Consider the following 20277-nt stretch of genomic DNA (forward strand, 5'->3'; position numbering starts at 1 on the left):
AAGGGTGAGGATTGCGCCTCACCCTGTGACTGGCTTAGGCCAGCTCGATATTGTCGGCGCTTTCGCGACCGTCACGACCCGAGCGCAGCTCGTATGTGACTTTCTGGTTGTCGGCCAGACCTGTTAGGCCCGAACGCTCGACAGCCGAGATGTGAACGAAGATGTCTTTGCCGCCATCTTCGGGTGCGATAAAGCCGTAGCCTTTGGTGGTGTTGAACCATTTTACGGTGCCTGCGGGCATATCCGTTGTCTCCTGATTGGTGCTGCCCACGTGGATGCGGCAGCCTGGCGTCGTAGTCTGGATCGAATGACTGAGCGCCGTAGAAGGAGACAGTAGGTCGAAAAAGAAAAACGTAAGCCCTTTGCATATGGCATTGGGGTGGGCATGTGGCAAGGGTGGAGTGCCATAGTTCGCTTAATTTAGCCGTTAGAATTGATGATCTTGGCATTGTGCGGCTCAAGATTTGTTTGACTGAGCGCTTCATTTCGGCAACACTGTTAGAACAGATTTAGGGATACTATCATAAGCGTTATCCCTATCTTAGCGCGACTGACATTTTAGCTGTCCCTTTTGGGTACTGATCAACCTCGGATAATTTCAGTTTCTACTTTGTTTGAATAAAGAAGTGTCTTTGGATTATGGTCAATGAGCATTAGAGAGCGAATAGAGAATAACATAATTGTGGTTTTAGTTAGTTGTTCGATCGCAGCAGGCGGCGTGGCAGCAGCAGTTGATAGTTTCTTTTGGTCCAGGGAAGTTAAGCTGATCGAAAAAAACCACAGAAACAATGTTCAGGCGGTTGAGGCTCGGCTCACAAGCGAGATTTCCAGCTTGAAGACTTTATTAGCGTCAATTGAGCGTCGTGTGGGTGATGAAAAGTTATTTCTAGATGTTACTAGAATTCCCATTTCTCTGGATCAAATTTCAATGATTGCGGCGACGCATAAGTCATTTCAAAATGGGGCTTTTTTTGTGGCCCCGCCAGATTTTGAAGAGTGGGAGCTTGTTGAAGCTTCGCAGCTCGACCTGCTACCCCTATTCCTTGGAGAATCGGCGAGCGACGAGATGCTAGGTTTCATTGGAGGTGCTCTGGACCCTATCGACAAAAAGAATGCCTATTTGTGGGTTTCCAATGATGGTGTTGAGGTTGAACTTTCCGCGTCCGAATTCTTAGCTTTTATGGGCATTGAGAAAATCAGCTTGAAGCCCTTCGTATTTGCAATGCAAGTTGATGAAGAACTCTTCAACGCGACGGCACAGGCTATCGCAGGTTTGTTAAGTGATGAGCCTATAGACTATTTCAGTGATATCGATGTTCCACTTGAAGAAATTCAAGGCATTGAGGAGCTTCTTTCATCGGACGCGGTAGATCCGAAGGAAGTTTCGGACGAGTTGGAGAAATTAACCCGATCAGATTTAACTGGTTTTATGTTTGTGGACTCTTTGCTGTCAAACTTTTTGCAGTGCACACAAATGTTCTCGGGTGAATTTAGTATAGCATCCGCCCAGAAGAAGGGAAACGTAGCCTACTTAAGAATTCATTGCAATGTAGCTGCAAGAAATACTGACACAGACCTATCGGAAACTTTGATCATTGACCAAGAGATTTTCTTGTTCGCAACGTTAAGAGGCGGGATATTGGTTAGAACAATGGTTCCCTCTTTGTCATTCAATTCCACAGCATATTCGTGGACGCAAGCTTGGTTAAACACGCTTCATATCCCGATTCGCTAGGGAAGTGATCACCGCGCAAACTTCTTATGCTTCAACCGCTTGGGCTCCAGCGCATCCGGTCCCAACCGCCGTTTCTTGTCCTCTTCGTAATCCTCGAAGTTGCCCTCGAACCACTCCACATGCGCATCCCCCTCAAACGCCAGAATATGCGTGCAAATCCGGTCGAGGAAGAAGCGGTCGTGTGAGATCACAACGGCGCAGCCGGCGAAGTCGACCAGAGCGTCTTCCAGCGCGCGCAGGGTTTCGACGTCCAGATCGTTGGTTGGTTCGTCGAGCAGCAGGACGTTGCCGCCCTCTTTCAGCAGGCGAGCCATGTGGACGCGGTTGCGCTCACCGCCTGATAGCAGCGAGACCTTTTTCTGCTGGTCGCCGCCCTTGAAGTTGAACGACGAGCAATAGGCGCGGGAATTGACCTGCGCGTCGCCCAGTTGGATGATCTCGGCACCGCCGGTGATCGCCTCCCACACGGTGTCGTTGTCCTTGAGGTCGTCGCGGGACTGGTCGACATAGGACAGCTCGACCGTGTCGCCCAGCGTGATGGTGCCGCTGTCGGGCTGTTCCTGACCGGTCAGCATCTTGAACAGGGTCGATTTGCCCGCACCGTTGGGGCCGATGACGCCGACAATGCCGCCGGGGGGCAGGGCAAAGTCCAGCCCTTCGATCAATTGCTTGTCGCCCATGTGCTTTGACAGGCCCTCGACCTCGATCACCTTGCCGCCAAGGCGCTGGCCGTTGGGGATGACGATCTGGGCGCGGGTCAGCTTTTCGCGTTCGGACTGTTCGGCCAGCTCGTTATAGGCGTTGATCCGGGCCTTGGATTTGGCCTGACGGGCCTTCTGACCCTGACGCATCCATTCCAATTCGCGCTGCAGGGTTTTCTGCTTGGACTTGTCCTCGCGCGCTTCCTGTTCCAGCCGTTTTGCCTTTTGTTCCAGCCATGCGGAGTAGTTGCCCTCGTAAGGAATACCCCGGCCACGGTCGAGTTCAAGGATCCAGCCGGTGATGTCATCCAGAAAATAGCGGTCGTGGGTGACGATCAGGATGGTGCCCTTGTAGTCGATCAGGTGCTGTTGCAGCCAGGCGATGGTCTCGGCGTCCAGGTGGTTGGTCGGTTCGTCCAGCAGCAGCATGTCGGGCGCTTCGAGCAGCAGCTTGCAGAGCGCCACGCGGCGTTTCTCACCACCCGAGAGGTTGGCGATGTTGGCATCATCCGGCGGGCAGCGTAACGCCTCCATCGAGACGTCGATCTGGCTGTCGAGGTCCCACAGGTTTTCCGCGTCGATGGCGTCCTGCAGGGTGGTCATTTCCTCCATCAGCTCGTCCGAGTAATTCTCGGCGATCTCCATGGCGATCTCGTTGAAGCGGTCGACCTTGGCCTTTTTCGCAGCCACGCCCAGCATGACGTTTTCGCGGACGCTGAGGCTTTCATCCAGTTGCGGTTCCTGTGGCAGATAGCCGACCTTGGCACCTTCGGCCGCCCAAGCCTCACCGGTGAAATCGGTGTCCAGACCAGCCATGATCTTCATCAGGGTCGATTTACCCGCGCCATTGACGCCGACAACACCGATTTTCACGCCGGGCAGAAAGCTCAGGTGGATGTTTTCAAAGCACTTCTTGCCACCGGGATAGGTCTTTGAGACACCCTGCATGTGGTAGACATATTGATAGGCGGCCATGTCGCGTCCTCTGGGTCGGGGAAATTGGGTTGGGCGGTGTGATAGCGGATGCGTTGGGTGGGGGCAATGATGCCCGTCAATGATTGTTGAGTGGCTGAAACACCTCTAGGTAATCGTTGATGAGTGCGGAGAGAAGCTCTGTGCGCGGTACGTTCCGAAGATCGTCAGGAACAAAGTCGTTCTCAAAATTAAGTTCACTCTGACCGAGTACCGGTCTGTCACCAAAGGCAGGGTCCAAGTAATAGTGCCATATCAATATTAGCATATGTCGCTGGCTATTGCGGGGCTTGCTGTGTTCATCAAGTTCTACGCGCGCCAAGCTCAACTGTTCGAGCACTTCGTTTTTTGGAAGTTTTCCAGCTCTCAATGATGTGTAGAGCTCCGGCCTTTTGATTTTGATAAGCAGCAGACCCGGCACCAACCATGCCGCGTACTTCCCACCCCAGTCAGTGTCTATTGGAGCGGCAATGGAAGCCAAAGCACACACCCTTTCCGCTTCGCGAAGTGTCAATTCGCGAGTTGCTGAACCGTGCTTGGTGTAGAGGTTTAGTAGACCGACACCTTGAGTGTTCTTGCTCTTGGTATGTTCAGCGACGAGGGCTAAATACTTTGAAAGTGTTGTTGCTGATGCCTTGCCTGTTTCTAATGGCAGTTTGAACTGAACGTGAATGAATTTCTGTAGATAGGCATTTGCGTTTGTCTGTCTTCCATACCGAGCGCGAACTGAGTTCTGTAATTCCTCTAGATTTACGCCCAAAACGAACTGGACGCCTGCCACGTCGAAAAAGTGTTTGATCGTTTCCAGAACGGAGAGTGCAAAGTCGGGTCGACAACGATCCAGTTCGTCAATCACAACGATCAGTTTTCGGTTTGGCGCTCCGCTGGCATCTGGCTCGGTCAGATCGACCAGTGCCCGTCTGAAACCCTCCATTGCCGCGCGTTTACCATTTTCTAATTTCCAGAAATCAGTCACGGCTTCATCAAGCTCACCGGCAACGGTTTTGATCGCGGCCTCCGCCAATTCGTCTGCTTTGGTTACTAGACCCGCAGTCACGACGGACGCGCCGGTACGAACAAGTGCGCGCGCGAGGGCAGGGGCGACCTGCTTGGCTGTCTTCCAAGCCTTTTGAGCCGCTTCGTCGTTCGTTTCTTCGAACCGTTCGGCAATCGCTCCGGTCAACGCAATCAAAGGATCGTCCAGAAAGTCATGTTTGAACGCGTCGAAGTAAACGGTTTGGGTCGTGTTTCCTGCTCGCTTCAGATGCTCGCCCACCCAGCACTTTAGGAAGAATGACTTGCCGGAGCCCCATGCTCCGTCCAAAGCGATCACAAGTGGGTCGTCGATGCGCTCGACCAGTTCCGACAACTTGTCGCCGGTGGGTTTGCGTGAGAGTTTGTCGTGCTCGTCAAACCCATCTTTGTATAGCTTGATCTTGGGTTCGGGGATGGTCAGGCGCATGTTTGGTTCCAATTCACAAATCAATCAGCATTACTATTAGCGGCTGCCGCAGGAACGGCCAGACTGCTAGATGAGGGGAGGTGTGAAAATCTCGGAGCCTTTGATGTCCCTGAAAGATCTCATTGCTGGTTGGGCACAGTCGGGACGTGTTGAATGGATCGGCCTTCGGTCTGAGCGGCGGTCGGAGGTGATTATTGTGGACGAGGCCATGATCTCTGCCGATGGGTTGGACGGCGACCGCAGTCGCGCAGGCAAGCGGGCGGTGACTCTAATTCAGCAGGAGCATCTGGCGGCGATAGGCTCGTATCTCGGGCAGGGGCCGGTTTCGCCCGACATTCTACGGCGCAATCTGGTGGTTTCCGGGATCAATCTGGCGGCGCTCAAAGGGCGTGAGGTGCAGGTGGGCGAGGCCATCTTGCGCTTTACCGTGATCTGTGCGCCGTGCAGCCGGATGGAGGAGGCGCTGGGCAAAGGGGGTTATTCTGCCGTGCGGGGGCATGGTGGTTGGTGTGCGGAAGTCCTCCGGCCCGGGCGCGTCAAGCTGGGTGATGCGGTGCAGCCGGTTGATTGACAACGCCCGCCAGTTCTGAACATCAGCGTGGGATGGAGCGATACGACATTCCATATGCGCGGCCCGGGCAGGTGATCGGGCTGTTCGGCGGGTCCTTTGATCCGCCGCACAAGGGCCATGTGCATGTGACGCTTGAGGCGATGAAGGCGTTTGGGCTGGATCGGGTGTGGTGGCTGGTGTCTCCGGGCAATCCGTTGAAGGAGCGCGGACCGGCCCCTCTGGCGCAGCGGGTCAAGGCCGCCCGGGGGGTCATACAGCACCCGGATGTCGAGATCACGGATATCGAGGCGCTGACAGGAACGCGGGCGACGGCGGACACTCTGGCGGCGCTATGCCGGTTATATCCGCAGGTCAAATTTGTCTGGCTGATGGGGGCCGATAATCTGGCGCAGTTTCATCGCTGGAAAGACTGGCGGCAGATCATGGACAGCGTGCCGGTGGGTGTGGTGGCGCGTCCGGGGGATCGGATCAGTGCCCGGATGTCGCCTGCGGCGCGACTCTATGCCCGCTACCGGATCGACGGGCAGGCGCGGCATTTGCTGGGGCGGGCACAGGCTCCGGCCTGGTGTTTCGTGAATGTACCGATGGTCGATGTCAGCTCGACCGAGTTGCGCAATCGCGGCGATTGGCGCAACGGAGTGTTGCCGGAATAGCCACATCACCTGCATATTATCATGCGATGGTTGTCTGATTTTAATCTCTGGGATTTTAATTGCCCCATGGTTGATCGCATTTCACGACGGTTTTTTCTGGGGGGTATCGGGGCGTCCCTGATCCCGGCGACGGGATTGGCGCAGGCCCCTTTGGTCTCGCTTCGGCCGCAGGCGCGCGGGCCGCAGCTGACCGGCGCCGAACGTCTTGTCCGGGCGGCCGGTCTGAAAGGCGACATCGTGTTCGCGGTGGCCGATGTTGGCACCGGTGCGCAGCTTGAGGCGTTTCAGGGCGAGATGGGATTGCCGCCCGCCAGTGTGGGCAAGGCGCTGACCGCGCTTTACGCGCTGGACGTGCTTGGACCCGATCATCGCTTTGAAACAAGCCTGATCGCGGCTGGGCCAATTGAAAACGGCATATTGCAGGGGGATCTGATCCTGGCCGGCGGAGGTGATCCGTTGCTGGACACCGACAATCTGGCCTCGATGGCGGCCAATCTGCGCGAGGCGGGCATTACCGAGGTGCGCGGCGCGTTCAAGGTTTATGACGGCGCGCTGCCTTTCGTGTTCAGCATCGACCCCGGACAACCGGATCATCTGGGCTATAGCCCGGCCATCAGCGGTATTTCACTGAATTTCAACCGGGTTCACTTTGAATGGAAACGGGACGGCACCAATTACGACGTCACAATGGACGCCCGCACCGCCAAGTATCGCCCGGATGTTGACGTGGCGTCGATGCGGGTCGAAGGGCGCAGCCTGCCGATTTACACTTATCAACCCAGTGCGCGGCAGGACCGCTGGTCCGTCGCCAAAGGAGCCTTGGGCAACGGCGGTGCCCGTTGGTTGCCGGTGCGCAAACCTGCACTTTATGCGGGGGATGTGTTCAAAACTCTAGCCCGTGCCAACGGGATCGTTCTGGACCGGGTTGAAGTCACGCGCGAGGCGCCGCAAGGCACCACCCTCATTGTCCATCAAAGCGATCGTTTGGACAGTATCCTGCGCGGAATGCTGAAATACTCGACCAATCTGACAGCCGAGATGGTGGGAATGGCAGCGACCAAGGCGCGCGGAGTGATGCCGCAGGACCTTGCGGAATCGGCGGCAGAGATGAACCGCTGGGCGCTTGAGGTCTATGGGGTCGATCAGATTGCAATGGTGGATCATTCCGGGCTGGGCGACGCATCGCGCATGGCACCGGAGGCTTTGGTTGCGGCCTTTGTTCAGGCGCGCAAGGCCGGGGCGCTGCGCCCTTTGTTGAAGCCGTTTTCCCTGACCGACAAGAATGGCACGCCCGTAAAGGATCACCCGATCAAAGTGGATGCCAAAACGGGAACGCTGAACTTCGTTTCAGGTCTGGGCGGCTTTCTGACAACGGCGGATGGATCGGAGCTGGCCTTTGCGATCTTTACTGCAGATGTCGATCACCGCGCGACGATCCCTCGTGCCCTTCGCGAACGCCCCGAGGGCGCGCGCGCCTGGAACCGGCGGTCGCGCAAATTGCAACGGGCGCTGATTGAGCGCTGGGGCGCGCTTTACGGCAGTTGAAACCGTCAGACCACGTGACGGGCGCGTGCGCCACGCTCGATGGCGGCGGCGTGCAGGCGGTCAATGCTCAGCTCATACCGGATTTCTTCCAGCAGGCGCAGCTCGGTCTCGGCCAGTGATCCGTCGGCAGCGGCCACGTCGCAGGCCAGCGCATAGGCGGTTTCGTTCAGACGCTCGGGCAGGTTGTCCCGGATCAGGCCAAACAAGGCGTCCAGACCATCCTCTTGCTCGAACAGGTCGAACACGATTTGCGAGACATGCCGGGTGCGGTCCGCGTCATACCCGGCAAAGACCGGCAGCATGTTCACCGCGCCCTGGATCTTGACCAGCTCAGCCGTGCGGATGTTTTCGTCCGATGCGGAGACCGCGACCATGATCGCCACAAGGCAATCCTGCGGGGACATGGGATGAGGGGTTTGATCGGTCATGAGCTACGTCCTGATTGAAGGCCTTCAGAGGCGCACGATAGGCACCGCTGCGCGCGGGTTCAACAGCTTGTTTGGTCGCAGATCGAGTACCGATAAGAATTGATAAGGACCTGAGCGGGATGGGTCATCCCGGTCTTGCGCGTCATTGTCAGTCGAACGTGGAGACTGATGAGAAGTCCGAGGCGACGCGGATCATACCCGACAACTTGCCCTCACCGATCTTGAGGTCCTCGCATTGCTGTCCAATCAAGGCGGCAGGGACCGAGGTTGCAGCTTGCAAGGCGTCCTCCGGCGGGATGCCGACTTTGTTGACCATCACGCCCAGTGCTGTGGTCAGATCCAGATCAGCGCCCGCCAAAGTGCCATCCGACAAGGTGAGGATCCCGTCACGACGCAGGATCGTGCGCCCGTTCAGTTGGAACTCAGTTTCGCTTGTCCCGGCCACAGCCATGGCGTCGCTGACCAGATACAGCCGACCCGGCCCGCTTTTGGCCGCCCACGCGGCGCGGATTGTCTCCGGGTGAACGTGGACGGCATCGGCAATCAACCCGGACGAGGCCGCACCATTGGCCAGAACCGCGCCAACCAACCCTGGTTCGCGATTGCCCAGCTGGCTCATGGCGTTGAACAGATGCGTCGCACAACGCGCACCAGCCGCGAAGTAGCGCATGCAGGTGTCGAAACCGGCGTCTGTGTGCCCCAGCGAAACCAGCACCCCGGCCTCGATCAACGTGCTGACCTGCTGTTCGGACACAGATTCCGGGGCGATTGTGACTTTGAGACACGGCAATTGGGCGGCGGCAGACAACAAGGCATCAAGATCGTGCTGCTCCATCGGTCGGATCAGGCTGGCGTCATGCGCGCCTTTTCGGGCAACCGACAAATGCGGCCCTTCCAGATGCAAACCCGCAATGCCGGGAATACCCGCGCGAACGGCTTGGATGGCAGCATCTATGGCAGCCTGAGTTTTGTCGGCGGTATCCGTAATCAGTGTCGGTAGCAGCGAGGTGACCCCCAAACGACGATGGGTGCGAGCCATTCGGCGCAGCGTGTCTACCGAGGGATCGTCATTGAACAACAGCCCATCGCCGCCATTGACCTGCAGATCGACATAACCGGGGCTCAGAATATCTCCGCCAAGGTCAACGACATGTCCTGCGTCAGAGATGCGCGTATCCGGCCCGAACTCTGCCACGTGCCCATCGACGACCCGTAACGCGTGGTTCTGCCACAGCTTTGACCCGTCAAAAACAAGCCCGTTCCGGAATGTCACCACATCCTGTGTCATACCGTTTCCGTCACCTTGTTCAGGTGCCGCGGCGTGTCAGGATTGATCCCGCGCTGGACCGCTACGGTTTCAACCATCCCGTAGAACGAAACGATGGCCGCAATCGGGTCGGTCAGCCAGTGATCTGTTCGCACATAAGGCAGACGCGTCGCCGTGTTGACCTTGTCGGACAAGGCAAAAACGCGCGCGCCCTTGGCGGCCATTGCGTCCGCCGTCTGCGCGACGCTGTCTTCAGCTGCGTCTGCGGCAGCAAAGGCGATCACGGGAAAGTCCTGCTCGACGATCGAGACCGGGCCATGCAGCACCTCGGCCGATGAATAGCTTTCGGCGTGGATCAGGCAGGTCTCCTTGAATTTCAGCGCGGCCTCGTTCGAGATCGCCCAGCTTGGCCCCCGGCCCAGCGTAAACAACGATCGGCCGTCGACGGCCTCTGCCGCAGCGGACCAATCGCATTGGGTCGCCGCCTCCAGCCTTTCCGGCAGGGTCATGATCGCTGCGATCAGCGCGGCGTCCTTTTTGATTTCGGCTATCAACCAAAGGCCCGCGACCAGTGACGTGACGAAGGTTTTCGTTGCCGCGACGCTCAGCTCGGGGCCTGCGTGGATCGGCAGCGTGGTGTCGGCAATTCCGGCCAGCCGGGACGTCGAGTCATTGGTGATCGCAACCGTAAATCCGCCGGTCTTGCCCAGCACTTCGGTCATGCGCGCGATGTCGGGGCTTTGCCCGGATTGCGAGATCGAGATGCACAGGGCGCCTTCGGCCTGCAACGCGACATCGTAGATCGAACTGACGGATGGGCCGACCGATGCCATGGGGCGTTTCAGGATCAACTCGCTGGCGTATTTCAGATAAGTGCAGGCGTGATCCGAAGACCCCCGCGCCACGGACAGCAAATAGCGCGGGTCGATCTGCCGCGCCGTATCGGCGGCTTGCGCGATCGCGTCACCGCCCTGGGTCAGAAGCCTGTCGACAGCGCCGGGGATTTCCAGAATCTCGCGGCGCATCTGCGTGATTTGATGTGGCATTCAGATCGGCCTTTCCGGTCTACAAGCGCAATTCGGCGACGAAATCATACGCATCGCCGCGATAGATGGAGCGGGTGAGTTCCGCGACCCGCCCGCTGTCAAGGAATGAGGTGCGTTCGATGCGCAACCCGGCATCCCCTTCGGCAACATCCAGCAACTCGGCCTCGCGCGCTTCCAGATTGATGGCCGAGATTTTCTGCACCGCGCGCGTCGGGCGGTTGCCGGACTTGGCGAGCAGATCATACAGGGACGTGGACACCTCGGTCGGATTGGGCAGCAAATCCAGCGGCAGCGCGGCGCGTTCCAGTGCCAGCGGGCGCCCATCCGCCTCGCGCAGGCGATAGATGCGCGAGACCTGATCGCCGGTGGCAAGATCCAGCGCCGCCACCTCTTCGGGTGTAGCCATGAACACGCCGCGTTCCAGCCAGCGAGAGGTCGTCTCCATCCCCCGCCGGGTCATGTCTTCGGTGAATGAAGTCAGTTGCTTTAGCGACTGCTCCATCCGTGTCACCGGTTCGCGAATGAACGAGCCAGAACCTTGCCGCTGTTCGATTAGACCTTCACGGACAAGTTCCTGAATGGCCTTGCGGACGGTGACGCGGGACAGGTCGGTAATTTCGGCCAGTTCGCGTTCGGGCGGCAGGGACGAGTTCGGTGGTAGGATACCCGAGGCGATGCCTTCTTCCAGACGCCGCCTGAGCTGCACATAGCGTGGCCCGCCGGTTTCGCCGAGCCAGGTCTTAGACCGCAGGAATTCGATGGCGCTCATGCGATGACCTCCTCAGCGAAATCACGGGCCAATGACAGAGCGCCGTCCAGAGGCGACTTGAGCGGTTGGGTCACGCAGTCCTGCATCGAGGTCGGCAGATACGCGCGGAATTCCGGGCCGATCCCGCCGGTCAGACAGACGGGAAGTCCGGGCGCCCAGCCGATCTGTTTCAGGCTGCGTTCAATCTCATCCGCTCCGGCCTGCATGGTGGATTGGGCTAGATGATCGCCTTCTGCCGCCAGTTCGGTGACGGTTTTCGCCAATTCGCCAAACTCATGCGGGCGGGCGGTTGCGGCGAAGCGAACAAGCCCTGCTGGGGATTGGAATTGGGTCAGAAAACGTTGGGCCACGTGGGCATCCGGAATGCGACCATCCACGCTTTCCAACGTCAGGCGCAGGGCGTTTCGGCCGATCCATTGTGCCGAGGCTTCGTCCCCAAGAACAGGGCCCCAACCGCCTGCGAATTTCGCGGTTGCACCAAACTGTGCGGCATAAAACGACCCCGTCCCGCAATGGGCCAGAACGCCGTCCTGCCGTCCCAATGCGCCGCGCAAAGCGGCGCGCCGGTCGTCTTCGATGCGCAGGTGCGACAAGGGCAGGGCCTGTCGCAACCGATCCGCGATGGCTGGCCCGGTCACGCCTGCCAGCCCGACAAAGGCCGGTGTGTTGTGGATCACGTCTTGAGGCAGGCCGGATTTGGCTGCCAGCAAGTCCAAACCTTGCACAATCGACCGGACGGTGCCGTCAAAATCGCTGGATACATTGGCCGATCCGGTCTCGACCGAGGTCACGGTTTGCCCCTGCGCCAGCGCGATCCGGCACCGGGTGCCTCCGCCATCGATGGCGAGAATTGGGGTTTGAGATTCGGCAGCCATAGGAGACTCCATTAAGATACCTGTGCGGGTAAGTAAATACCTTTTAAATACCAAAAACGCGAAAATCGCCTGTATTTTATCGCCAGGAAGGTCTCAAAAAGATTCTTGTGGACAAAAGGTATTATAAAGGTATTGTTTCCGGAGTTGGAGGGGGGGAATCAGGTGCATTCCACACAGACAGAAGCGTTGCACGGATTGGCAAAGGGGCTGGATGCACGCCCGTTGGCCGATGTTGCGGCTGTGCTGGCGGATGCACAGATCGAGGCCGCGACGGCGGTCCGGGCTGCCGTTCCCGAAATTGCTGCCGCAGCGGCGCAGATGGCGACGACCCTCCGTGGCGGTGGCGTCCTGCACTATGCGGCGGCGGGGTCTTCCGGGTTGATGGCGGCTGCAGATGCGCAGGAGTTGGGCGGAACCTTCTCGATCCCGCCTGCGCAGTTGCAGATCCATTTCGCGGGCGGTTTGCCAACGGGCGTCGAAATGCCGGGCGCAACCGAGGATGATACCGCCGGGCTGGACCGTGATCTTGAGACCCTGACGGCGCGCGACCTGCTGATCGGCGTTTCGGCCAGCGGCACGACGCCTTTTACCGTCGAAGCCGCCCGGATCGCCCGGTCCCGAGGGGCCGCCGTTGTGGGGATCGCCAATAATGCGGGCTCGACCTTGCTGGAGCTCGCGGATCACGCGATTTGCCTGAGCACGCCGCCCGAAGTGCTGTCCGGCTCGACCCGAATGGGCGCGGGGACGGCGCAGAAAATTGCGCTGAACATGCTGTCGACGCTGATGGCGATGGAATTGGGCCATGTTCATGACGGGATGATGGTCAACCTGCGGGCCGATAACGCAAAACTACGGGCGCGTGCAGCGTCTATGGTGGCGCGGATCGCGGGCGTTGATGTTGCTGCGGCATCCGCCGCGCTGGATCAGATCGGGGGGCAGGTCAAGCCCGCTGTTCTGGTGGCAAACGGGGTTGCCCCCGATGCGGCCCATGCGCTGCTTCATGAAACCGAAGGAAACCTGCGGGCCGCGCTGTCGCGGCTTGAATGACAATAACCTGGGAGGACTATGATGAAACGCAATTCACTATCGCTGGCGATGGCCACCACTGCCTTTGTGGCGACGGGGGCCTATGCCGAGGATATCACGCTGACCATTGAAAGCTGGCGCAACGATGACCTGACACTGTGGCAGGACAAGATCATCCCGGCCTTTGAGGCCAAGCATCCCGGCATCAAGGTCCAGTTCACGCCCTCTGCACCTGCCGAGTACAATGCCGTTTTGAACTCGAAGCTCGACGCAGGGTCTGCGGGTGATCTGATCACGTGCCGTCCCTTCGATGCCTCTTTGGCGCTGTATGAGGCGGGGCACCTGACCGACCTGTCTGATCTGGATGCGATGGGGAACTTCTCGGACGTGGCGAAATCGGCATGGCAGACGGATGACGGATCGGCCAGCTTTTGCGTGCCGATGGCGTCGGTGATCCACGGGTTCATCTACAACAAGGATGCCTTCGCTGAACTGGGTCTTGAGGCTCCGACCACCGAAGATGAGTTCTTTGCGGTGCTCGATGCTTTCAAGGAAGACGGCAATTACATCCCGATGGCCATGGGCACGAATGACCAGTGGGAAGCGGCCACCATGGGCTATAACAATATCGGCCCGAACTATTGGAAGGGCGAAGAAGGCCGTCTGGCTCTGATCGCGGGCGAGCAGAAGCTGACCGACGCGCAATGGACTGCGCCTTATGCGACGCTGGCGCGCTGGGCGGATTATCTGGGCGACGGGTATGAGGCGCAGACCTATCCCGACAGTCAGAACATCTTCACCCTGGGACGCGCAGCGATTTATCCCGCCGGTTCGTGGGAGATTTCGGGCTTCAACGCGCAGGCCGATTTCGAGATGGGCGCGTTCAAGCCGCCGGTCCAGAATGCGGGCGACACTTGCTACATCTCGGATCACACCGATATCGGCATTGGAATGAACGCAGCCAGCGAAAATTCCGAGGCCGCGCGCACTTTCCTGGCCTGGGTTGCCAGCCCTGAATTCGCCGAGATCTTTGGCAATGCCCTGCCGGGTTTCTTCCCGCTGTCCTCGACCCCGGTCGAGTTGGAAGACCCGCTTGCCAAGGAAATCGTCGGGTGGCGTGGCGAGTGTGAAAGCACGATCCGTTCGACCTATCAGATTCTGTCGCGCGGTACGCCGAACCTTGAGAATGAAACCTGGGGTGCCTCGGTTGCCGCCATCAAGGGCAGTGCCTCACCGGACGAGCTGGGCCAGCAGCTTCAGGATGGTCTGGCCAGCTGGTACGCGCCGCATCAGTAAGCCCACCGCTGTTGCACACATCCCGGGCGCATCTGTCGCCCGGGTCCTTCTACCCCCGGAGATCGAACCATGAACCCCGGCCGCATTCGCTGGCATATCGTCGTATTCCTTGCGCCAGCCGTGATCGTCTACACCGCCGTGATGATCTTTCCCCTGTTCAACACCCTGCGTCTGGCGCTGTATTCGCGCATCGATCAGGAGAGGGTGTTTGTCGGGCTCGACAATTTCAGAACGCTGTTTTTCGATCCCATCTGGGCCGAGCAATTCTGGAACGCGCTGGGCAACAATTTCTGGTTCTTTCTCATCCACATGCTGGTACAGAACCCGATCGGCATCGCGTTGGCTGCGCTGCTCAGCCATCCGCGCCTGCGCTTTGCTGCGCTTTATCGGTCGGCCATCTTCATCCCAACGATCCTGTCTTTTGTGATCGTCGGGTTCGCCTGGAAGCTGATCCTGTCACCCATCTGGGGCATCGCGCCATCAATGCTGGATGCGGTCGGGCTGAAATTTCTGTTCGCGCCGTGGCTGGGCAAAGAGGAATACGCCCTGACGACGCTGGCGCTGATCTCGGTCTGGCAGTTTGTCGGTATTCCAATGATGCTGATCTATGCCGCGCTGCTGACCATACCCGAAGAGATTCTTGAGGCCGGAGAGATTGACGGCATCACCGGAATGTCTGCGTTCTGGAAAATCAAGCTGCCGCTGATCCTGCCCTCGATCGGGATTATCTCGATCCTGACTTTCGTGGGGAACTTCAACGCGTTTGACCTGATCTATGCCGCGCAGGGCGCGCTGGCCGGGCCTGACTTTTCAACCGATATTCTGGGCACCTTCATGTACCGCACCTTCTTCGGTTTCCAGTTGCAACTGGGCGACCCGCATATGGGATCGGCCATCGCCGGGGCCATGTTCGCGATCATTCTGGTGGGCGTCTGTATCTATCTGTTTGGTATCCAGACCCGGATGCGGAGGTATCAGCTATGAGCAAAGCGCGTACGAATCCATTGAACGCATTCGGTATGCACGGGGCGTTGATCCTGTACACGCTGATCGCGCTGTTCCCCGTCTTTGTCATCCTGATCAACAGTTTCAAAACCCGCAAAGCGATCTTTCGTCAGCCGCTGGCCTTGCCCGATGCCGACAGTTTCTCGCTGATTGGCTACCAGACAGTGATGAAACAGGGGGATTTCTTCCTCTACTTCCAGAATTCGATGATCGTCACGGTCGCGTCGCTGTTCTTTATCCTGCTGTTCGGCGCAATGGCGGCTTATGCGCTGAGCGAATACCGTTTCAAAGGCAACCTGCTGATGGGCCTGTATCTGGCGCTGGGCATCATGATCCCGATCCGCATCGGCACCGTTGCGATCCTTGAGATGATGGTGGCCACCGGTCTGGTCAACACGCTATGGGCGCTGATCCTCGTTTATACGGCGCAAGGGTTGCCGTTGGCGGTGTTTATCCTCAGTGAGTTCATGCGGCAGGTTTCGGACGATCTGAAAAACGCGGGCCGGGTTGATGGGCTGTCGGAATACGCGATCTTCTTCCGGCTGGTCCTGCCGTTGGTGCGCCCGGCCATGGCGACGGTTGCGGTGTTCAACATGATCCCGATCTGGAACGACCTCTGGTTCCCGCTGATCCTTGCCCCGGCCGAGGAGACCAAGACGCTGACGCTGGGCTCGCAGGTATTCATTGGCCAGTTCGTGACCGACTGGAACGCGGTCTTGTCGGCGCTGTCCATGGCGATCCTACCGGTGTTGATCCTGTACGTAATTTTCTCGCGGCAATTGATCCGCGGTCTGACTTCGGGGGCTGTCAAATGATCCGTGTTCTTGTTGCCGGTCTTGGGAATATGGGCCTGAGCCATGCGCTGGCCCATCACCACCATCCGGAGGCCGAGATTGTTGGTCTGGTGAACCGCAGCGGGGAGGTCTCGCATCCCGATCTGGCCGGGTATCCCGCGTTTAACGATTTCGAGGCGGCTCTGGCGGACACCACTCCGGACCTTGCCGTTATCGCAACCTATACCGACACCCACGTGGACTATGCCTGCAAGGCGATGGAGGCAGGGGCGCATGTGTTTGTCGAAAAGCCTCTGGCCATGACCGTGGCCGATGCCAAGCGGGTTGTCGAAACCGCGCAGCGCACCCGGCGCAAACTGGTCGTCGGGTACATCCTGCGTCATCACCCGTCGTGGATTCGGTTGATCGAAGAGGCGCGGGGGCTGGGTGGGCCATATGTCTTCCGTCTGAACCTGAACCAGCAATCCTCGGGCGCGGAGTGGGAGACGCATAAGGCGCTGATGCAGACCACCAGCCCGATTGTGGATTGCGGCGTGCATTACGTCGACGTCATGTGCCAGATCACGGATGCCGACCCGGTGCGCGTGCATGGCATGGGCCTGCGGCTGACCGACGAGATACCGGAAGAGATGTACAATTACGGCCAGTTTCAGGTCGTCTTCGCGGATGGCTCGGTCGGATGGTACGAGGCTGGTTGGGGTCCGATGATGTCCGAGACGGCGTTTTTCGTGAAAGACATCGCCTCACCCAACGGATCGGTCTCGATCACGGACGGCAACAAAGGCGCGTCCGCAGATATTGACGGCCACACCAAGGTTGGCAGCATTCTTGTACACAGACCGGATGGTGACACCACCGTCGAGATGCCGGATGAGCCGGGCCATCAAGAGCTCTGCGATGCCGAGCAGGCCTACATGTTGCGCGCCATCACGGACGACATCGACCTGACCCGTCACATGAACGACGCCGTGCAATCGCTGGCCGTATGCCTGGCTGCGGATGAAAGCATTCGCACCGGCCACCCCGTTTCGCTGAAGGAGGACGCCTCATGACCGCGCTGACCCTGAAAGATGTGAACAAGTCCTTTGGTGAGGTTCACGTTCTGAAAGACATCAATCTTGACGTCGAAGAGGGCGAGTTTGTCGTATTCGTCGGCCCCTCGGGTTGCGGCAAGTCCACCCTGCTGCGCGTAATTGCGGGGCTTGAGGATGCAACCTCGGGCGAGGTGCAGATCGGCGATGAGCTGGTCAATCTGACCCCACCGTCCAAACGCGGGATCGCGATGGTGTTCCAAAGCTACGCGCTCTATCCGCATCTGAACGTGCGCGGGAACATGACGCTGGCGTTGAAGCAGGAAGGCCAGTCCAAGGCGGTGATCGAAGAGCGTATCGCCAAGGCCAGCCAGATGCTGGATCTGGGCCCCTATCTGAACCGCTACCCGTCCGAGCTGTCTGGTGGGCAGCGTCAGCGCGTGGCCATCGGTCGGGCCATCGTGCGTGAGCCCAAACTGTTCCTGTTTGACGAACCGCTGTCGAACCTTGATGCGGCGCTGCGCATGAACACGCGGTTGGAGATTGCAAACCTGCACCGCCAGCTTGGCGGGTCGATGATTTACGTCACCCATGACCAGACCGAAGCGATGACCCTGGCCGACAAGATCGTTGTCCTGCGCGACGGGCGCGTCGAACAGATAGGCTCGCCGATGGAGCTGTATAACAACCCGGCCAACCAGTTCGTTGCCGGGTTCCTGGGCTCACCTTCCATGAACTTCTTCCCCGCCGGGCTGATGCAGGAAGGGGATGACAGGACCATGGGTGTGCGCCCCGAGGATCTGGTGCTGGACGACAACGGCGCGCTTCAGGCACGGGTCAGCCATGTCGAGCATCTGGGCGGTGACACCAACGTCATTGCCAAGGTTCAGGACCACCAGATCACCGCCCGCCTCTTCGGGCAGCATCGGGTCGAAGAAGGGCAGGACATCCGCCTCGCCTTCGATCCGCAGAGCGTTTACATGTTCGACCAAAGCGGCGCGCGGTTGTCCTGAGCTTTGATCAGGTCTTGCGCCCTTGCCAGCCCAGCAGGCTGAAACAGGCGAACAGCACAGCCGCGACGCAGACGATTGAGGGGCCGGCGGGCGTGTCGAACACATAAGCCGCCCTCAGGCCGACGATCGATGAGGTCGTCCCGATAAGGGCGGCAATCACGGCCATGGACTCGGGCGATCGCGCCAGACTGCGGGCTGCGGCAGCGGGGATGATCAGCATGGCGGCGATCAGCAACACGCCAACCACCTTGATCGCAACCGCGACTGTTACCGCCAGCGACAGGGTCAGGATCAACTGCTCGCGTTTGGGGTTGTAGCCGCTGGCAAAGGCCAGTTCTTCGTTCAGCGTCGCGGTCAGCAGGTGGGACCAACGCCAAGAAATCAGGGCCACCACCAAAGCGGCTCCACCCCAGATGACGGCCAGATCGCTTTTGGAAACGGCCAGAATATCGCCAAACAGATAGGCCATCAGGTCGATCCGCACCCCGGACAGGAACGATACGGCGACAAGGCCGAAAGCCAGTGCGGAATGGGCCAAAACACCCAGCAGAGTGTCCATGGCATAGCCTTTGCCGGACAGCAGCGTGACTGCCAGCGCCATCACCAAAGCAACGGCCAAAGCCCCGGTGAACACAGACATCTGGAAGGTCAACGACAAGGCCACACCCAGAATTGCGGCATGGGCGGTTGCATCGCCGAAATAGGCCATTCTGCGCCAAACGACGAAACAGCCCAGCGGGGCGGCGGCAAAGGCCACACCAACGCCAGCAAGCGTTGCGCGGGTCATGAAATCATCAAGCATTATTCTGCAGCTTCCTGAGAGTTCGGGCCATGATCATGTTCGTGATCATGATCATGGTCATGACGATACAGCGCCAACGCGCCCCCCGTGCCTGTCCCAAACAACGCCCGGTATGCAGGGGCCGAGGCGACCACGGCGGGCGAGCCTTCGCAGCAGACATGACCGTTCAGACAGATCACGCGGTCCGACGCGCTCATGACCACATGCAGTTCATGGCTGATCATCAGGATGGCGCATCCGGTTTCCCGGCGCACGTCTTCGATCTGGCGGTAAAAGGCGGCAGAGCCAGGTTGGTCCAGCCCTTGAGTGGCTTCATCCAGCAACAGAACTTCGGGTCGGTTGATCAGCGCACGCGCCAGCATAACCCGCTGAAACTGACCGCCGGACAGCTGCGACATCTGCCGGTTCAGCAGGTCCGGGACACCGGCGGTTTTCAGGGCCGCCGCGCAATCCTGTTTTGAAACCCGATCCGTCAGGCGCATGAACCGCTCGACCGAGATCGGCAGCGTCGGATCGATATGCAGCTTTTGCGGCACATACCCGATCCGCAGCCCTTTTTTGAGCGTGATATGCCCCGCAGCGGGTTGGGTCGCGCCAATGATGGCGCGCAGCAGGCTGGTTTTGCCCGACCCGTTCGGACCCACGATGGTCACGATCTCGCCCGGCTCAACGGCCATGTTTACGTGGCGCAATACGGTGTTTGCGCCGTAGCGGACGCTGAGACCCTTTACAGAAACCAAAGTCATGATCAGGCTTTCTCGGTGCAGTCGGGGCAGATGCCTTCGGCTTCGACGACGGTGCGTTCGATCTCGAACCCGACGGCGCGCGCGGCAGCGCCTAGCGCGCCTTTGGCGGGGGCGGAATACGCCTCGGCCACGGCATCGCATTTGCGGCAGATCATGAAGGCCGGGGAATGCGAAGCCCCGGGATGCGCGCAGGCGACAAAGGCATTCAGTCGCTCGATCTTATGGGCAAACCCATGCTCGACCAGAAAGTCCAGCGCACGATAGGCCACCGGCGGTTGCGACCCGAAGCCTTCTTCACGCAAACGGTCGAGAATCGCATAGGCCCCAAGCGCCCGATGCTCTTGCAGCAACATTTCCAGAACCTTCTGGCGCACAGGTGTCAGGCGCAGCCCTTCTGCCTGGCAATGCGCCTGGGCATTGGCCAAACCGGTTGCAACGCACGAGGCGTGGTCGTGCTTGTTGAACCCAAGCAGGGTGGCTTCTTCAGCCGTGGCGGGCGGTGTCTCACTTGTCATGTTATTATATATCATGTATTTCGCT

The 20277-nt window shown here is 59.1% G+C and carries 21 protein-coding genes; 10 read left to right on the top strand and 11 right to left on the bottom strand.

The features are described from left to right. Positions 1 to 34: 34 nt before the first annotated feature. Positions 35 to 241, bottom strand: coding sequence for a cold-shock protein (locus tag ACR0KJ_RS17485; RefSeq protein ID WP_170378838.1), 207 nt, complete (start codon positions 239 to 241; stop codon positions 35 to 37). A gap of 405 nt (positions 242 to 646) precedes the next feature. On the opposite strand from ACR0KJ_RS17485, the gene ACR0KJ_RS17490 reads away from it, so the two are divergent. After that, entirely contained in the window at positions 647 to 1735 is a 1089-nt protein-coding gene (locus tag ACR0KJ_RS17490; RefSeq protein WP_480627282.1) for a hypothetical protein, read from the top strand. 8 nt (positions 1736 to 1743) lie between these two features. On the opposite strand, the gene ettA is transcribed toward ACR0KJ_RS17490, so the two are convergent. Continuing rightward, positions 1744 to 3411 carry an energy-dependent translational throttle protein EttA gene (ettA, locus tag ACR0KJ_RS17495; RefSeq protein WP_170327107.1) on the bottom strand — a complete coding sequence of 556 codons (1668 nt, stop codon included), beginning with the start codon at positions 3409 to 3411 and terminating at the stop codon, positions 1744 to 1746. Between the two features lie 76 nt (positions 3412 to 3487). Next, a complete protein-coding gene (locus ACR0KJ_RS17500) occupies positions 3488 to 4870 on the bottom strand; it encodes a KAP family P-loop NTPase fold protein (RefSeq protein WP_480627283.1) in 1383 nt (460 codons plus the stop codon). Positions 4871 to 4973: 103 nt separating this feature from the next. Between ACR0KJ_RS17500 and ACR0KJ_RS17505 the strand changes: the two genes are divergently transcribed. The 3 genes from ACR0KJ_RS17505 to dacB all read left to right on the top strand — a co-directional run bounded on the left by ACR0KJ_RS17505 (position 4974) and on the right by dacB (position 7639). Continuing rightward, complete coding sequence (locus ACR0KJ_RS17505) at positions 4974 to 5441, top strand: MOSC domain-containing protein (protein ID WP_170455505.1); 468 nt, start codon at positions 4974 to 4976, stop codon at positions 5439 to 5441. A gap of 32 nt (positions 5442 to 5473) precedes the next feature. Further along, on the top strand, positions 5474 to 6094 hold the full coding sequence (locus ACR0KJ_RS17510; protein ID WP_170455504.1) for a nicotinate-nucleotide adenylyltransferase: 621 nt from the start codon (positions 5474 to 5476) through the stop codon (positions 6092 to 6094). 66 nt (positions 6095 to 6160) lie between these two features. Next, positions 6161 to 7639: a D-alanyl-D-alanine carboxypeptidase/D-alanyl-D-alanine endopeptidase gene (dacB, locus tag ACR0KJ_RS17515; RefSeq protein WP_480627284.1), complete on the top strand. Its 1479-nt coding sequence runs from the start codon at positions 6161 to 6163 to the stop codon at positions 7637 to 7639. A 5-nt stretch (positions 7640 to 7644) separates the two neighbouring features. Here the strand turns inward: dacB and ACR0KJ_RS17520 are convergent, their stop codons facing one another. The 5 genes from ACR0KJ_RS17520 to ACR0KJ_RS17540 form a co-directional block, all read right to left on the bottom strand. Further along, entirely contained in the window at positions 7645 to 8067 is a 423-nt protein-coding gene (locus tag ACR0KJ_RS17520; RefSeq protein ID WP_170455499.1) for a tellurite resistance TerB family protein, read from the bottom strand. Positions 8068 to 8215: 148 nt separating this feature from the next. Beyond that, positions 8216 to 9355 (bottom strand): N-acetylglucosamine-6-phosphate deacetylase, encoded by a 1140-nt coding sequence (gene nagA, locus ACR0KJ_RS17525; protein ID WP_170455498.1) that lies wholly within the window; start codon positions 9353 to 9355, stop codon positions 8216 to 8218. After that, complete coding sequence (locus tag ACR0KJ_RS17530) at positions 9352 to 10380, bottom strand: SIS domain-containing protein (RefSeq protein WP_170737118.1); 1029 nt, start codon at positions 10378 to 10380, stop codon at positions 9352 to 9354. The genes nagA and ACR0KJ_RS17530 overlap by 4 nt, the downstream gene beginning before the upstream one ends. 19 nt (positions 10381 to 10399) lie before the next feature. Further along, entirely contained in the window at positions 10400 to 11149 is a 750-nt protein-coding gene (locus ACR0KJ_RS17535; RefSeq protein ID WP_170737116.1) for a GntR family transcriptional regulator, read from the bottom strand. Next, a complete protein-coding gene (locus ACR0KJ_RS17540) occupies positions 11146 to 12024 on the bottom strand; it encodes a glucosamine kinase nucleotide-binding domain-containing protein (protein ID WP_480627285.1) in 879 nt (292 codons plus the stop codon). The genes ACR0KJ_RS17535 and ACR0KJ_RS17540 overlap by 4 nt, the downstream gene beginning before the upstream one ends. A 162-nt stretch (positions 12025 to 12186) precedes the next feature. On the opposite strand from ACR0KJ_RS17540, the gene ACR0KJ_RS17545 reads away from it, so the two are divergent. From ACR0KJ_RS17545 to ACR0KJ_RS17570, 6 genes are all read left to right on the top strand, one after another. Beyond that, complete coding sequence (locus ACR0KJ_RS17545; protein ID WP_480586496.1) at positions 12187 to 13071, top strand: N-acetylmuramic acid 6-phosphate etherase; 885 nt, start codon at positions 12187 to 12189, stop codon at positions 13069 to 13071. A gap of 21 nt (positions 13072 to 13092) precedes the next feature. Beyond that, the gene (locus ACR0KJ_RS17550; RefSeq protein WP_170455487.1) at positions 13093 to 14346 is read left to right on the top strand and encodes an ABC transporter substrate-binding protein; all 1254 of its coding nucleotides are present in this window, start codon (positions 13093 to 13095) and stop codon (positions 14344 to 14346) included. A gap of 69 nt (positions 14347 to 14415) precedes the next feature. Continuing rightward, a complete protein-coding gene (locus ACR0KJ_RS17555; RefSeq protein WP_170455486.1) occupies positions 14416 to 15330 on the top strand; it encodes a carbohydrate ABC transporter permease in 915 nt (304 codons plus the stop codon). Beyond that, positions 15327 to 16166, top strand: a complete 840-nt coding sequence (locus tag ACR0KJ_RS17560) for a carbohydrate ABC transporter permease (RefSeq protein WP_170455483.1) — start codon at positions 15327 to 15329, stop codon at positions 16164 to 16166. The genes ACR0KJ_RS17555 and ACR0KJ_RS17560 overlap by 4 nt, the downstream gene beginning before the upstream one ends. After that, positions 16163 to 17197, top strand: coding sequence for a Gfo/Idh/MocA family protein (locus ACR0KJ_RS17565; protein ID WP_480627286.1), 1035 nt, complete (start codon positions 16163 to 16165; stop codon positions 17195 to 17197). The genes ACR0KJ_RS17560 and ACR0KJ_RS17565 overlap by 4 nt, the downstream gene beginning before the upstream one ends. Further along, positions 17194 to 18189, top strand: coding sequence for an ABC transporter ATP-binding protein (locus ACR0KJ_RS17570; RefSeq protein ID WP_480627287.1), 996 nt, complete (start codon positions 17194 to 17196; stop codon positions 18187 to 18189). Before ACR0KJ_RS17565 ends, ACR0KJ_RS17570 begins: the two co-directional genes overlap by 4 nt. 7 nt (positions 18190 to 18196) lie before the next feature. Here the strand turns inward: ACR0KJ_RS17570 and ACR0KJ_RS17575 are convergent, their stop codons facing one another. From ACR0KJ_RS17575 to ACR0KJ_RS17585, 3 genes are read right to left on the bottom strand one after another with little or no spacing between them, the layout of a single operon-like run. Further along, positions 18197 to 18991 carry an iron chelate uptake ABC transporter family permease subunit gene (locus tag ACR0KJ_RS17575; RefSeq protein WP_480627288.1) on the bottom strand — a complete coding sequence of 265 codons (795 nt, stop codon included), beginning with the start codon at positions 18989 to 18991 and terminating at the stop codon, positions 18197 to 18199. Continuing rightward, positions 18991 to 19737 (bottom strand): metal ABC transporter ATP-binding protein, encoded by a 747-nt coding sequence (locus ACR0KJ_RS17580; protein WP_480627289.1) that lies wholly within the window; start codon positions 19735 to 19737, stop codon positions 18991 to 18993. Before ACR0KJ_RS17580 ends, ACR0KJ_RS17575 begins: the two co-directional genes overlap by 1 nt. A gap of 2 nt (positions 19738 to 19739) precedes the next feature. Further along, the gene (locus ACR0KJ_RS17585) at positions 19740 to 20252 is read right to left on the bottom strand and encodes a transcriptional repressor (RefSeq protein ID WP_170455473.1); all 513 of its coding nucleotides are present in this window, start codon (positions 20250 to 20252) and stop codon (positions 19740 to 19742) included. Positions 20253 to 20277: the final 25 nt, after the last annotated feature.

This window comes from Ruegeria sp. AD6, assembly GCF_056542325.1.

Coding starts and splice junctions, on each gene's coding strand:
- ACR0KJ_RS17485 (WP_170378838.1), bottom strand. CDS start 241: ATGCCCGCAGGCACCGTAAAATGGTTCAACACCACCAAAGGCTACGGC.
- ACR0KJ_RS17490 (WP_480627282.1), top strand. CDS start 647: ATGAGCATTAGAGAGCGAATAGAGAATAACATAATTGTGGTTTTAGTT.
- ettA (WP_170327107.1), bottom strand. CDS start 3,411: ATGGCCGCCTATCAATATGTCTACCACATGCAGGGTGTCTCAAAGACC.
- ACR0KJ_RS17500 (WP_480627283.1), bottom strand. CDS start 4,870: ATGCGCCTGACCATCCCCGAACCCAAGATCAAGCTATACAAAGATGGG.
- ACR0KJ_RS17505 (WP_170455505.1), top strand. CDS start 4,974: ATGTCCCTGAAAGATCTCATTGCTGGTTGGGCACAGTCGGGACGTGTT.
- ACR0KJ_RS17510 (WP_170455504.1), top strand. CDS start 5,474: ATGGAGCGATACGACATTCCATATGCGCGGCCCGGGCAGGTGATCGGG.
- dacB (WP_480627284.1), top strand. CDS start 6,161: ATGGTTGATCGCATTTCACGACGGTTTTTTCTGGGGGGTATCGGGGCG.
- ACR0KJ_RS17520 (WP_170455499.1), bottom strand. CDS start 8,067: ATGACCGATCAAACCCCTCATCCCATGTCCCCGCAGGATTGCCTTGTG.
- nagA (WP_170455498.1), bottom strand. CDS start 9,355: ATGACACAGGATGTGGTGACATTCCGGAACGGGCTTGTTTTTGACGGG.
- ACR0KJ_RS17530 (WP_170737118.1), bottom strand. CDS start 10,380: ATGCCACATCAAATCACGCAGATGCGCCGCGAGATTCTGGAAATCCCC.
- ACR0KJ_RS17535 (WP_170737116.1), bottom strand. CDS start 11,149: ATGAGCGCCATCGAATTCCTGCGGTCTAAGACCTGGCTCGGCGAAACC.
- ACR0KJ_RS17540 (WP_480627285.1), bottom strand. CDS start 12,024: ATGGCTGCCGAATCTCAAACCCCAATTCTCGCCATCGATGGCGGAGGC.
- ACR0KJ_RS17550 (WP_170455487.1), top strand. CDS start 13,093: ATGAAACGCAATTCACTATCGCTGGCGATGGCCACCACTGCCTTTGTG.
- ACR0KJ_RS17555 (WP_170455486.1), top strand. CDS start 14,416: ATGAACCCCGGCCGCATTCGCTGGCATATCGTCGTATTCCTTGCGCCA.
- ACR0KJ_RS17560 (WP_170455483.1), top strand. CDS start 15,327: ATGAGCAAAGCGCGTACGAATCCATTGAACGCATTCGGTATGCACGGG.
- ACR0KJ_RS17565 (WP_480627286.1), top strand. CDS start 16,163: ATGATCCGTGTTCTTGTTGCCGGTCTTGGGAATATGGGCCTGAGCCAT.
- ACR0KJ_RS17570 (WP_480627287.1), top strand. CDS start 17,194: ATGACCGCGCTGACCCTGAAAGATGTGAACAAGTCCTTTGGTGAGGTT.
- ACR0KJ_RS17575 (WP_480627288.1), bottom strand. CDS start 18,991: ATGCTTGATGATTTCATGACCCGCGCAACGCTTGCTGGCGTTGGTGTG.
- ACR0KJ_RS17580 (WP_480627289.1), bottom strand. CDS start 19,737: ATGACTTTGGTTTCTGTAAAGGGTCTCAGCGTCCGCTACGGCGCAAAC.
- ACR0KJ_RS17585 (WP_170455473.1), bottom strand. CDS start 20,252: ATGACAAGTGAGACACCGCCCGCCACGGCTGAAGAAGCCACCCTGCTT.